We start from the raw sequence: 12,673 nt of genomic DNA on the forward strand, positions 1-12,673 counted from the left end.
GTCTACCGGCCGGAGAAGATCGACGCGGCGCTCGGCAACTACTTCCGGACCGGGAACCTGACGGCGTTGCGGGAGCTGGCGCTGCTCTGGCTCGCGGACAAGGTCGAGGACCAGCTCGATCGCTACCGGGCGGACCAGGGGATCGACGACACCTGGGAGACCCGGGAACGCGTGGTGGTGGCGCTCACCGGCGGACCGGAGGGTGACACGCTGATCCGGCGGGCTGCGCGGATCGCCGCCCGGACCAAGGGCGCCGACCTTCTCGCCGTGCACGTCACCCGCAACGACGGGCTGGCCGGAGCCGACCCGGCGACCCTGGCCAAGCAGCGGGTGCTGGTGGAGAGCCTGGGTGGCACCTATCACCAGGTGGCCGGGTCGGACGTGCCGCGGGCGCTGCTGGACTTCGCCCGTGCCGTCAACGCCACCCAGATCGTGCTCGGTGCCTCCAGCCGGGGGCGGCCGGCCCAGATCTTCTCGGCCGGGGTCGGGGTGACCACCACCGCGCTCTCCGGCTCCATCGACGTGCACCTGGTCACCCACGAACGGGCCGGGCAGGGTAGGCGGCCGGTCCGGGTGCCGCCCGCGCTCTCCCGGGGGCGGCGCATCGCCGGATTCCTCACCGTCGCCGCCGGGCTGCCGGGCATGACCGCCGTTCTGCGGCTCGGCTCCGGGCTCTCGCTCGCCAATGACATCCTGCTCTTCCTGGCCGCGGTCGTCGCGGTCGCGCTGATCGGCGGGCTCTGGCCGGCGCTGCTCGCCGCGGTGGCCGGGTCGCTGTTGCTGAACTGGTTCTTCACGCCGCCGGTCGGCCGGTTCACCATCGCCGAGGGCGAGAATCTGCTGGCCCTGGGCATCTTCGTGGTGGTCGCCCTCGCGGTGAGCTGGGTCGTGGACACCGCCGCCCGTAAGACCCGGCAGGCCGCCCAGGCCGGTGCCGACGCGCAGACCCTGGCGGCCGTCGCGGGCGGGGTGCTGCGCGGTGAGCGCCCGCTGATCGCCCTGATGCGGCGGCTGGTCGAGACCTTCGGCCTGGACGCGGTGGCGTTGCGGGAGGGCGGGGTGGTGGTCGCGGCCGTCGGTGACCTCGTGGACGAACCGGACACGGTGGTGGCGATCGACGGGCGGCTGGAGATGGTGCTCGCGGGGCGGACCCTGGAGGCCTCGGACCGGCGGATCGTCGAGGCGTTCGCCGCCCAGACCGCGGTCGCGCTGCGCCAGGAGCGGCTGGCGGCGGAGGCGGCGATGGCGAAACCGCTGGCCGAGGCGGACCGGATGCGTACCGCGTTGCTCGCGGCGGTGAGCCATGACCTGCGTACGCCGCTGGCCGCCGCCAAGGCCGCGGTGGCGAGCCTGCGCAGCACCGACGTGCACTTCGACGAGCATGACCGGGCCGAGCTGCTGGAGACCGCCGACGAGTCGCTCGACCGGCTCACCCGGCTGGTCACCAACCTGCTCGACATGAGCCGTCTGCAGGCCGGCGCGCTCGGCGTCACCGCGATCGCGGTCGGCGCCGAGGAGATCGTGCCCCGGGCCCTGGACGACCTCGGGCCGCCGGGGCGGGCGGTCCGGCTCTACCTGCCCGAGGACCTGCCGTATCTGCACGCCGATCCGGGCTTGCTGGAACGGGTCATCCTGAACGTCACCGCCAACGCGCTGCGGCACAGCCCGGTGGAGCGGCCTCCGGTGATCACCGCCAGCACCCACGGCCCGGCCGTCGAGATCCGGGTCATCGACCACGGCCCGGGCATTCCCGAGGACCGGTGGGCCGACGTCTTCCTGCCCTTCCAGCGGCTCGGCGACCGGGACAACGGCACCGGGGTCGGGCTCGGGCTCGCCCTGTCCCGCGGGCTGACCGAAGCGATGGGCGGCACGTTGACCCCCGAAGAGACACCCGGAGGTGGCCTCACCATGATCATTTCGCTGCCGACGGCGGACGCCCGATGACCCGGGTCCTGGTCGTCGACGACGAACCGCAGATCCTGCGGGCGCTGAGCATCAACATGCGGGCCCGTGGCTACGAGGTGGAGGTCGCCCACGACGGCGCCGCCGCGCTGCGTGCCGCGACCGGCCACCATCCCGACCTGATCGTGCTCGACCTCGGCCTGCCCGACATGGACGGTACCGAGGTGATCCGTGGCCTGCGCGGCTGGACCGACATCCCGATCATCGTGCTCTCCGGCCGGGCCGGCAGCACCGACAAGGTCGAGGCCCTCGACGCGGGCGCCGACGACTACATCACCAAGCCGTTCGGCATCGACGAGCTGCTCGCCCGGATCCGGGCGGTCACCCGTCGTGCCCAGCCCCACGGGACCGGCCCCACCGCGACGATCGGCGAATTCGAGATCGACATCAGCAACCGTACGGTCACCGGCGAACACGACGTGCGGCTGAGCCCGACCGAATGGCAGCTGCTCGAGCACCTGGTGCGTCACCCGGACAAGCTGATCAGTCAGCGGACGCTGTTGCACGACGTGTGGGGGCCGCAGTACACCACCGAGACCAACTACCTGCGGCAGTACATGGCCCGGCTACGCCGCAAGCTGGAGAGCGACCCGTCGCGCCCGCGCCACCTGCTGACCGAGCCGGGCATGGGCTACCGGTACCGGCCGTAGCGGATGGGTGGAGACCGTGGAGCGTTCGCGGGCTACCGGGGCCGGGCGCACCAGCGCATTCGGGCTCGCCCCGGGCGGTTTCACCCTGCTCGACCAGGGCCGGGAGCGCATCTTCGCCCCGGCTCCGTTCAGTCACGACGCCGCCGTCTGGACATTCCTCAGCTGCCCGCTGCCCGAGACGCTGCGTAACGCCCGCTATCACCTGCAGACCCGTCTGGCCTGGGCGGGATTCGGCCTGGCGGCGCCGAACGCCTGGATCGCGCCCGGGCGGGTGGACGTCGCCGCGCTGCTGGACGCCCTCGACGACTCCGCCATCGTGGCCCTGACACCGTGATGAGCCACCCCGTGTACTGAGGTTGAAAGGTCAGGGTGAGTCGCCTCGTCGGGGGTGACTTGTCGGCGTGTCGTCTCGGCCCGGTGGTGTGGCGGGGCATAGGTCGAGGTGGTCGACACCACCACCACCGCCTACTCCTCCCTCGGGTGACCCCGAGGCGTGCCGGGCCCGGTAGGCATGGCCTCGCCCGGTGGTTGCGGTGCTATCCGAGGGCGGTCTGCGGGATGGAGGCCTCAGCGGGTGATCGGATTCAGCCCCAGACGGTGGCGGTGATGCTGATGGCGGTCAGGCCCTTCTGGACGCCGGTGACGATGACTCCGGCGATGCGGCGCTCGCCGGTCTTCACGCAGAAGGCGGCGCCCTCGGTGATCTGCTCCTTCGGGGCTGTTCCGGAGTAGGCCAGGGCGTTGTCGGTGCAGGTCTCGTAGGTGGGCGTACCGGAGATCAGGATCAGGCCGTCGAAGGAGTTGAGGACCAGGGGTACGGACGCGGGAGCGTCACCATTGGTCATGGTGCGGCAGCGTAGAGTTCCGCCGCCGCACCATCCATCGTGGACGAGGTCAGATCGCCTTGCCCGGATTGAGGATGCCGTATGGGTCGAACAGCGCCTTCAGCCTCCGCTGGAGGTCGTGGCTCGCCGGTCCGACCTCCCGCTCCAGCCATGCCCGTTTGAGCACGCCGACGCCGTGCTCACCGGTGACCGTGCCGCCGAGCTCCAGGGCGAGCGCGAAGATCTCGTCGGCCGCCCGGTGGGCCTCCGGCGGGATCGGGGAGCCGTGGGCCCCGGCCACGATGATCGGGTGCAGGTTGCCGTCGCCCGCGTGGGCCAGTGTGCAGATCGGCACGTCGTGGCGCTTGGCGATGACGCCGATCTCGCGTACCGCCTCGGCCAGGCGTGAGCGGGGCACCGCGATGTCCTCGATCAGCGGGCGGCCGAGCTTCTCGATCGCGGGCAGGGCCTGGCGTCGGGCGTGCAGCAGCGAGTCCGGGTCGGTGGAGTGCCGCAGGGAGCTGGAGCCGCGCCGGAGCACCTCGGCAGCGGCGGCCGCCTCCTCCGGGCCGCCGTCGGTCTGCACGATCAGCAGCGCCGAGCCGGACGTCCGGAGCCCGGGGCCGATCGCGGCGAGGGTGGCCTCGTCGAGCAGTTCGGCGAGGACCGGTTGGATGCGGGCCTCGGCGAGCGCGACCGAGGCGGCCGCGGCAGTCTCGACGTCGGGGTAGTACGCCGCGATCGTCGCCGTCGGTTCGGGCAGCGTGCGCAGCCGCAGGGTGGCGCCGACGACGATGCCGAGCGTCCCCTCCGAGCCGACGAAGAGCCCGGTGAGGTCGTACCCGGCGACGCCCTTGAGCGTGCCGCGACCGGTACTGATCAGCTCCCCGCCGGGCAGCACCACGTCGAGGCCGAGGACCGAGTCGCGGGTGACGCCGTACTTCGCGCAGCGCAGCCCGCCCGCGTTGGTGGCGATGTTGCCGCCGATCGTGGAGATCGCCAGGCTGGCCGGGTCGGGCGCGTACCGCAGCCCGTGCGCCATGGCGGCCCGGTCGAGATCCGCGGTGATCACGCCGGGTTCGACGACGGCCACCCCGTCGGCCGGCCGGATGTCCCGGATCCGGTTCATCCCGGTGAGGTCGAGGACGACCTCACCGGCGCCGGCGGCGGTCGCTCCGGTCAGCGCGCTGCCCGCTCCCCGGGCGACTACCGGGGTACGGGTCTCCTGGGCCCGTCGCAGCACCGCCCGCACGTCGTCCACGGTGCGCGCGAAGACCACCGCGGCCGGCTCACCGTGCGGCTCCCACCCCGACCGGTCCAGCCGTTTCCCCTGGAGAACCTCCGGATCGATGCTGTAGTCGACACCGAGCCCCGCGAGCCACGCGGTCACGGCCGGTCCCCGGTGGAGAGAGGCTGGTCCCCGGTGGTGACCGGACGCGCAGGATCCGACGACCAGGCCGACCACGAGCCCGGGTAGAGCGCCGCCTCGATCCCGGCGACCGCGAGCGCCGCGATCTGGTGCGCCGCCGTGACGCCGGAGCCGCAGTAGACCCCGACCGGCCCGGACACTCCGGCGAACCGCTCCCGCAGCGCGGCCGCGCTGCGGAACACCGGCACCCCGGACTCGAGGTTCTCCCCGGTCGGCAGGCTGACCGCCCCGGGGATGTGCCCGGCCCGCGGGTCGATCGGCTCGACCTCGCCGCGATACCGTTCCCCGGCCCGCGCGTCGATCAGCGTCCCGTGCCCGGGCAGCGCCGCCGCCTCGTCCGCGGTCAGCACGGGCAGGTGCCCACCCTCCAGCACCACGTCACCCAGCGGCCGGGGCCGGGCTTCCCCGGTGCCCTCCGCATAGCCGGCCGCCCGCCAGGCCGCGAGCCCTCCGTCGAGGATGCGGACGTTCGCCACCCCGGCCCAGCGCAGCAGCCACCAGGCGCGCGCCGCCGCCAGCCCACCGCTGTTGTCGTAGACCACCACCTCTCCGTCTCGCGTGACCCCCCACCGCCGGGCCGCCGCCTGCAACCGCGTGATCGACGGCAGCGGGTGCCGTCCCGCGCCCGGCTCGTGCGCCCCGGCCAGCTCGGTGTCCAGGTCCACATAGACCGCGCCCGGCAGGTGCCCGGCCCGGTAGTGCTCCGCGCCGTGCGGATCCCCGAGCGCCCACCGCACGTCGAGCAGCACCGGCGGCCGCGGCTCGGCGACCCGCCGATACAGCTCCTCCGCCCCGACCAGCACGTCCGCCCCGACCAGCACGTCCGCCCCGACCAGCACGTCCGCGACGGCCAGGGCGCCCGCTCCGGCCGGACCGTCCGTCCCGGCCTGCGTATCCGTTCCCGCCGGCGCATCCGTTCCGGCCACCACAGTCTTCTCCTCGACGACGAGCCCCGGAAGGGTGCTGACCAGGTCTTCTTCGCCGAGCGACCCGGCCGGGACACCCTCCGTCACCGCCCGGTGAACCCGGGCCTGGACAGCCGCCGCATAGGGGGTGGCCACCCCGTGCAGGCGGCCCAGCAGGACGATCTCGCCGTCCAGGTAGTCGGTCTCCGGAGTGACCGCCCGGGCCAGGCTCTGCCGGGTGGAGTTGCCCACCCTCGGCCGCCCGGGCACGTCCGCCGTCCCGAACTCCCCGCCCTCCGGGTTGACCGGGGTGATCCCCGCGGCCGCGTACACCTGCCGGGCCTCCTCGCGCAGCCGGGCCACCGCGGTGGCCCGCAGGTCGCCCGGCGGGTAGAGCGCGTCCACACTGTTGACCAGGTTGCCGAGCAGCTTGGCGGCCTTGTGCGCGGTCACGTCCGGGACCAGGTGCACCCGGAAGCCGCCCCGCCGCAGGTCGGCCGCGATCGTCTTGGCCGCCAGGTCGACGCCCTTCGGGTACCGCCCGAGGAAGAGCACCGCGGGCACCGGCGTCCCGTGGTTCACCACCTCGCCGGGCACCGCGTAGGTCGCCGGGATCCACACCACCCCGCCGATCACCCGGGCGAACGAGCGCAGCGCGATCCGCTCGCTGTCCAGCCCGTTCTGCAGGGTGACCACCGGCAGGTCGGTCGCCGCCACCCCGGTACGCCCGTCGGCCCGCTTGACCGGCTGCCACGCCCAGGTCTCGACGGCGGCCGCGGTGTCCTGGGTCTTGGTGGCCAGCACCAGCACGTCGCCCTCGGCCAGCTGCACCTCGCCGGGCCCGGCGGCGACCGGGACGCGCAGGTGGTGTGAGCCGTCCGGGCGCAGGTAGGTCAGGCCGTTCTCGCGGAGCGCGGCGAGCTGGGCGCCCCGGGCGACGAGCAGGGTCTCGACTCCGGCCCGGTGCAGCTCGGCGGCGATCGAGGCGCCGACCGCCCCGGCGCCGACCACGACGTAGCGGCTCATGTGGTGTTCCTCCGTGCAGTGGGCATGATCACATATTCGGTATACCCGATGGTTTTAGTGGGAATACGCTGCGGCTCAGCATGGCGGCGCGCGGCCCCGGCTGTCCAACACCGATCCCGAATCGGAATCGAAAGCGAGCACTTATCAATTCGCTGCTAGCGTCCGGGCATGGGGCAGGTGCTGGACATTCTCGCGTTGCGCAGCCTGGTCGCGGTGGCCGACTGCGGTGGCTTCCACCGGGCCGCCGCGACGCTGCGGATCAGTCAGTCCGCGGTCAGTCAGCACGTACGCCGGCTGGAGAAGGTGGTCGGCCGGCCGGTCGTCGAGCGGCAGGGCCGGGGTGCCGCGTTCACCCCGGACGGCCAGGCGCTGCTCGGCGAGGCGCGGCGGATCCTGGCGGCGCACGACGACGCGCTGCGCCGGCTGGTCGGCCCGGGGCGGCCCACGGTCACCGTCGGCGCCACCGAGCACGCGGCCGACCTGATCCTGCCGGCGGTCACCGCGGCGCTCCCCGGTCACCAGGTCCGCTTCCGGATCGATCGCACCCGGCGATTGGACGCGGCGGTGGACCGGGGTGTCCTCGATCTGGCGGTGCACCTGGCCGAGGCGTCGTCGGTGGACGGCGTTCCGGTCGGTGCGCTGCCGCTGACCTGGTACTCGGCGGCCGGGTGGCGGCCGTCCGGCGGTCCCGCGGTGCCGGTGGTCGCGATCGAGGAGCCGTGTGTGCTCCGCCGGCGTGCGCTCGCCGCGCTCTCCGAGGGCGGCTTCGACCCGTACGTCGTCTGCGACAGCGGCTACGTGGCCGGCGTCTTCGACGCGGTGCGCACCGGTCTCGGCGTGGCGCTGATGGCGACGGCGAAATCGGTCCCGGACGGCTTGGTCGAGCGCCCCGACCTCCCCGCCGTACGCCCGGCGGCGGTGAGCCTGCGCTCGCGCACCGGATCCGACCCGCGGCTGGCCGAGGCCGTGACCGAGGGCCTGCGTGGCGTCCTGGAGGGCGCCCAGCGATAAGCGCGCGTGATCGGTCCGATCGCGGATCGTCGTTGGACACGCCGGCTCAAAGCCTATTAGTTTGGTGGGCGTTCTAGGGATTAAGCCTAGGGATTAAGGCCTAGGGATTCAGACCTGGGCAACGAGACCCACGGAAGGCCCCACATGACTCTCGCGCACGAGGACGCCGTGATCACCTGGACCGAGCCCGAGCCGATCCCGCTGCGCGCGACCGTGATCGTGCTCCCCGGCCGCGGCGAGTCGGCCTCCGTCTACGAGCGCCTCGGACGCCGCCTCGCGAACGACGCGTACCGGGTGCACGCTCTGGACGACCGTACCCGGGCGGTGGAATTCCTCGCGAAAGCCGATCCGGAGAAGCCCCGCGTGGTGATCGGCTCGGACGCGGGGGCCGCCTATGCCGCGCACCTCGCCGCGGCGGGCGCGCTCGACGGCGCCGACGCGCTGATCCTCGCCGGACTGCCCACCGCCGCCGCGGCCGCACCCGCCCGGGACTGGGAGGGCGAGCTCGACGCCCGGACCTCGTGTCCCACCCACCGCGGCCGGATCAGCCGGGAGGGCGTCCGCCCCGGAGAGCTCTTCACCGACCTGCCCGCCGCGTGGTTCGACCCGGCCGTCCCCACCCGGATCGCCCTACCGGTGCTCGGCCTGCACGGCCGCGCCGACGGGATCAGCCCCCTGGAGACGGCCCGGTCCTGGTACGCGGCCGTCCCGCGCGCCGAGCTGATCAGCGTTGCCGGTGCGCCCCACGACGTCCTCAACGACCAGACCCACCGGACCGTCGCCGCCTCCGTCGTGCTCTTCCTGGAGCGCCTGCGGCTCGGCGCCGATCTCGCACCGATCGCGTACACCGAGAGGACCCTGCCATGAGCACCTCGCCCGCCTTCGAACCGACCCTGCCGCCCACCGCGTCGCCCGAGGTCGAGTTCATCAGCCTCTCGCACCTCAACCCGTCGACCGAGCTGAACCCGATCCCGTCCCGCGGCATCGACCTCGCGTACTTCCGGAAGTACGTGGCCGCGCTGGAGGAGGGCGGCTACGACTACACGCTGCTGCCGTACGGGTCCGGCACCGCCGACTCGTTCGTCACCGCCAGCGCGGTCGGGCAGCTCACCGAGCGGATCAAGCCGATCGTGGCGCTCCGGCCGAACACCACCTTCCCGACCGTCGGCGCGCAGAAGCTGGCCACCCTGGACCAGCTCACCGAGGGCCGCGCGGTGGTCCACCTGATCTCCGGCGGCAGCGACGCCGAGCAGGCCCGGCAGGGCGACTACCTGCCCAAGGACCGCCGGTACGCCCGGACCAGCGAGTACATCGACCTGCTGCGCCGCTCGTGGACCGAGCCCGGCCCGTGGAGCCACGAGAGCGAGTTCTACCGGTTCGACGAGTTCGGCCCCGGCTTCGCGCCCTACGACGGACCGATCCCGATCAGCATCGGCGGCCAGTCCGACGAGGCGTTCGCGGTCGGCGGGGCCAAGGCCGACATCTTCAGTTTCTGGGGCGAGCCCCTCGACGACCTGCGCTCCGAGATCGACCGGGTGCACGGCCTGGCCCGGGACGCCGGCCGCACCACGCTGCCCCGGATCTGGGTCACCTTCCGCCCGATCATCGCGAAGACCGACGAACTGGCCTGGCGGAAGGCCCACGAGTACGTCGCCAAGATCGCCGCGACCCACGCGACGGTGAACCGGGGCACCCCGCAGAACGTGGGCTCGCTCCGGGCACTCGCGAACGCGCAGCGCTCGGACCTCTATGACCGGGCCCTCTGGACGAGGACCGCCGCGGTCACCAATGCCGCGGGCGCCTCCACCGCGCTGGTCGGCTCGCCGGAGACGGTCGCCGCCGCGATCCTCGACTACGTGGACCGGGGCGCCTCGCTCGTCTCGATCCGCGGCTACGACACGCTCGCCGACGCGGTCGATTACGGCAAGCACGTGCTTCCTCTGGTACGCCAGGAGATCGCGCACCGGAAGGCGACCGGTGAGCGCGGCACCCTGCAGGCCGCGCACCCCGGCAACTACGGCGCCGACTACGCCCGGTACGCCACGGCGGGACAGCCGTGACCAGCGCACCCACCGCCACCCTCGCCGCACCGGACCTCTCCGCGGCGGCGCTGGCGGAGGTCACCGCGGAGATCGCCGCGCACGCCGCCGAGCACGACCGCACCGGTGCGCTGCCGTGGGCCGGCGTCGAGGCCGCGCACCGGGCCGGGCTGCTCACCGCCACCGTCGCCACCCGCTACGGCGGCCCCGGCCTCGGACCGCGCGACGCCGCCCGGATCCTCACCGCGATCGGCGAGGGCGATGCGTCGGTGGGCCTGCTCGCCGCGAACACCCTGAACGCGCACGCCGCGCAGGCCGCCCAGCCGACCTGGGCGCCCGAAGTCTACCGGCGGCTGCTGCTCCGCTCGGCCGAGGGCCCGGCACTGGTCAACGCGATCCGCGCGGAGCCCGAGCTGGGCGCCCCGGCCCGCGGCGGGCTGCCGAAGACCACGCTCACCCGGACCGCGGACGGCTGGCGGCTCGACGGGCACAAGGCGTACGCGACCGGCGGGACCGGGCTCGCGTACCACGTGGTCTGGGCGGTCACCGGCGACGAGCGGGTCGGCCACGTGGTGGTGCCCGGCGACGCACCCGGCATCACCTGGGTGGACACCTGGGACCACGTGGGGCTGCGCGCCTCCAACACGCACGACGTGATCTACCGCGACGTCGCGGTCCCGGCGGACGCGTTCGTGGAGATCCCGCGCGGCGCCGACGGTGTGTACCGGGACCCGGCCGCCGCCGCGGGGCCGGGCAGTTTCGGACATCCCGCCCTCTACATCGGCGTGGCCCGGGCGGCCCGTTCGGCGTTCGCGGCGTACGCCCGTACCCGGGTGCCGACCGCGCTGGGCAGGCCGATCGCGGAGACCGAGCGGATCCAGGCGGTGGCCGGCGAGATCGACCTGCAGATCGCCCAGGCCGAGACGCTGCTGCACGGCGCGCTGCTGCGCCTGGAGAGCGGCGACGAGACCCTGCTCCCGCAGCTCTCCCTGATCAAGGTGGCGATCGGCCGTGCGGTGATCGCCGCGACCCAGGCCGCCGTCGCGGCTCTCGGCAACCCCGGTCTCTCCCGGCACCACCCGCTGGAACGCCATCTGCGGGACGCACTCTGCATCCGGGTCCACCCGCCGCAGGAAGACGCCGCGCTGATCAGCGGCGGACGACGCGTGCTCTTCGGAAATTAAGGGAAAACAATGATAAAACGCTTTTTTGCTACGACAGCCGCCCTGTTGACCCTGGCCGCCTGCGGCGGCAACGGCGAGGCAGCCACCACCTCTCAGTCGGGTGGCACGCTGAAGGTCTCGTTCTGGCCGGACAACCCCACCTTCTCCTGCATCGACCCGTTCCAGGTCTACTGGATCGAGAGCCGGTCGATCATCCGGAACTTCGCCGACTCGCTGACCGACCAGGACCCGGAGACCGGCGAGATCGTCCCGTGGCTCGCCACCAAGTGGGAGATCAGCAAGGACGGCCTCACCTACACGTTCCACCTGCGTGACGGCGTCACCTTCGCCAACGGGAAGAAGCTGGACGCGCAGGCGGTCGCGGAGAACGTGACCGGCTGGATCGACACGGTCAAGGCCACCAACGGCGCGGCGTACGGCTCCTCGTACATCCAGGGCCTGACCGGGGCGAAGGTGGTCGACGCGAGCACCGTCGAGCTGCACCTCTCCACGCCGAACTCCTCGTTCCTGCAGGCCACCTCGACCACGAACCTGGCGATCACCGACCCGGCCGAGTTCCAGGAGACGCCGGCCGACCGCTGCACCGGCAAGGGCGTCGTCGGCTCCGGCCTGTTCGCACTGGACCACTACACGGCCAAGGTGGAGACGGTGCTGACCAAGCGCACCGGTTACACCTGGGGTTCGGCGCTCGCCGAGAACACCGGCGAGGCCCGCCTGGACAAGGTGGTCTTCAACTACGTGGCCGAGGACAGCGTCCGCACCGGCAACCTGATCAGCGGGGCGACCGACATCGCCTGGCCGCGCAACCCGTTCTCGCCGCAGGACGAGCAGCTGATCAAGGGCGCCGGGGACACCGTCGAGAGCCGGGCGCTGCCGGGGCCGTCGTACGCGCTCTACGGCAACACCGCCGCCGGGCATCCGCTCGCCGACGCGCAGGTCCGCAAGGCGCTGCTCAAGGCGATCGACCGCAGGACCTATGCCACCACCCTCTTCGGTACGGACTACCCGACCGTCACCGGGCCGTTCAACTCGACCACGCCCTACTTCACCTCGCAGGAGAGCAAGCTCGCCTATGACCTGGAGGGCGCCAAGCAGATCCTGGAGGCCGACGGCTGGATCGCCGGCGCCGACGGGATCCGGGTCAAGGACGGTGAGCAGCTCACCATCGACTACCCGCAGGCCTCCACCGCGGGCGCCGGCGCCGAGCTGCTCCAGGCCGAGCTCAAGGAGGCCGGGATCAACCTGACCCTGCGCACGCTCACCACCGCGCAGCAGGCGACCTACCTCAAGGAGGGCTCGTACGACCTGACCTCCACCTACTTCACCCGGGCCGACCCCGGCGCCCTCCAGTTCATCCTGAACCCGGACGTCGCGAACTCGAAGGCCCTGGCCACCAACTCGGCCACCCCGGCCGAGACGAAGCAGATCCAGGACCTGTTCGCGAAGGCGCTGCAGACCACCGACGCGGCGCAGACCAAGCAGGCCTACGCCGACCTGCAGGACTACCTGATCGACCAGGCCGTCCTCATCCCGCTGAACGAGCGCCTGCAGAAGGCCGGGGTCAGCAGCCACGTGCACGGGTTCGCGTACACCTCGGAGAGCTTCCTCAAGCTCAACGACGTCTGGAAGGACTGACCCGAGTC

The 12,673-nt window shown here is 72.8% G+C and carries 11 protein-coding genes and 1 pseudogene; 8 read left to right on the plus strand and 4 right to left on the minus strand.

Annotated features, from left to right (window positions below; all coding sequences use genetic code 11):
* From AB0M08_RS28860 to AB0M08_RS28870, 3 genes are all read left to right on the plus strand, one after another.
* The coding region (locus tag AB0M08_RS28860; protein ID WP_364499705.1) for a DUF4118 domain-containing protein at nt 1-1,944 on the plus strand (1,944 nt) is incomplete at its 5' end.
* On the plus strand, nt 1,941-2,612 hold the full coding sequence (locus AB0M08_RS28865) for a response regulator (RefSeq protein ID WP_364499708.1): 672 nt from the start codon (nt 1,941-1,943) through the stop codon (nt 2,610-2,612). The genes AB0M08_RS28860 and AB0M08_RS28865, both read left to right, overlap by 4 nt.
* Nucleotides 2,613-2,628: 16 nt before the next feature.
* A complete protein-coding gene (locus AB0M08_RS28870) occupies nt 2,629-2,946 on the plus strand; it encodes a hypothetical protein (RefSeq protein ID WP_364499711.1) in 318 nt (105 codons plus the stop codon).
* Nucleotides 2,947-3,196: 250 nt separating this feature from the next.
* On the opposite strand, the gene AB0M08_RS28875 is transcribed toward AB0M08_RS28870, so the two are convergent.
* The 4 genes and pseudogenes from AB0M08_RS28875 to AB0M08_RS28890 all read right to left on the minus strand — a co-directional run.
* On the minus strand, nt 3,197-3,457 hold the full coding sequence (locus AB0M08_RS28875; RefSeq protein WP_364499714.1) for a hypothetical protein: 261 nt from the start codon (nt 3,455-3,457) through the stop codon (nt 3,197-3,199).
* Nucleotides 3,458-3,506: 49 nt separating this feature from the next.
* Complete coding sequence (locus AB0M08_RS28880) at nt 3,507-4,826, minus strand: FAD-linked oxidase C-terminal domain-containing protein (protein WP_364499716.1); 1,320 nt, start codon at nt 4,824-4,826, stop codon at nt 3,507-3,509.
* A complete protein-coding gene (locus AB0M08_RS28885; RefSeq protein WP_364499982.1) occupies nt 4,823-5,683 on the minus strand; it encodes a sulfurtransferase in 861 nt (286 codons plus the stop codon). Before AB0M08_RS28885 ends, AB0M08_RS28880 begins: the two co-directional genes overlap by 4 nt.
* A 213-nt stretch (nt 5,684-5,896) precedes the next feature.
* Nucleotides 5,897-6,796, minus strand: a pseudogene (locus tag AB0M08_RS28890) (2-dehydropantoate 2-reductase N-terminal domain-containing protein); the annotation flags it as partial.
* Between the two features lie 168 nt (nt 6,797-6,964).
* Between AB0M08_RS28890 and AB0M08_RS28895 the strand changes: the two are divergent.
* The 5 genes from AB0M08_RS28895 to AB0M08_RS28915 all read left to right on the plus strand — a co-directional run bounded on the left by AB0M08_RS28895 (nt 6,965) and on the right by AB0M08_RS28915 (nt 12,665).
* On the plus strand, nt 6,965-7,807 hold the full coding sequence (locus tag AB0M08_RS28895; RefSeq protein ID WP_364499718.1) for a LysR family transcriptional regulator: 843 nt from the start codon (nt 6,965-6,967) through the stop codon (nt 7,805-7,807).
* A 144-nt stretch (nt 7,808-7,951) separates the two neighbouring features.
* Nucleotides 7,952-8,674: a hypothetical protein gene (locus tag AB0M08_RS28900; protein ID WP_364499720.1), complete on the plus strand. Its 723-nt coding sequence runs from the start codon at nt 7,952-7,954 to the stop codon at nt 8,672-8,674.
* Complete coding sequence (locus AB0M08_RS28905; protein WP_364499723.1) at nt 8,671-9,867, plus strand: LLM class flavin-dependent oxidoreductase; 1,197 nt, start codon at nt 8,671-8,673, stop codon at nt 9,865-9,867. The genes AB0M08_RS28900 and AB0M08_RS28905 overlap by 4 nt, the downstream gene beginning before the upstream one ends.
* The gene (locus AB0M08_RS28910) at nt 9,864-11,030 is read left to right on the plus strand and encodes an acyl-CoA dehydrogenase family protein (protein ID WP_364499726.1); all 1,167 of its coding nucleotides are present in this window, start codon (nt 9,864-9,866) and stop codon (nt 11,028-11,030) included. Before AB0M08_RS28905 ends, AB0M08_RS28910 begins: the two co-directional genes overlap by 4 nt.
* A gap of 45 nt (nt 11,031-11,075) precedes the next feature.
* Nucleotides 11,076-12,665 carry an ABC transporter substrate-binding protein gene (locus AB0M08_RS28915; protein WP_364499729.1) on the plus strand — a complete coding sequence of 530 codons (1,590 nt, stop codon included), beginning with the start codon at nt 11,076-11,078 and terminating at the stop codon, nt 12,663-12,665.
* Nucleotides 12,666-12,673 lie beyond the last annotated feature (8 nt).

It is taken from the genome of Actinoplanes sp. NPDC051851 (assembly GCF_040681165.1).
Lineage (GTDB): Bacteria > Actinomycetota > Actinomycetes > Mycobacteriales > Micromonosporaceae > Actinoplanes.

What these genes read in the sequence shown, in the direction of transcription:
- AB0M08_RS28865 (WP_364499708.1), top strand. Translation starts at nt 1,941, where the DNA reads ATGACCCGGGTCCTGGTCGTCGACGACGAACCGCAGATCCTGCGGGCG.
- AB0M08_RS28875 (WP_364499714.1), bottom strand. Translation starts at nt 3,457, where the DNA reads ATGACCAATGGTGACGCTCCCGCGTCCGTACCCCTGGTCCTCAACTCC.
- AB0M08_RS28895 (WP_364499718.1), top strand. Translation starts at nt 6,965, where the DNA reads ATGGGGCAGGTGCTGGACATTCTCGCGTTGCGCAGCCTGGTCGCGGTG.
- AB0M08_RS28900 (WP_364499720.1), top strand. Translation starts at nt 7,952, where the DNA reads ATGACTCTCGCGCACGAGGACGCCGTGATCACCTGGACCGAGCCCGAG.
- AB0M08_RS28905 (WP_364499723.1), top strand. Translation starts at nt 8,671, where the DNA reads ATGAGCACCTCGCCCGCCTTCGAACCGACCCTGCCGCCCACCGCGTCG.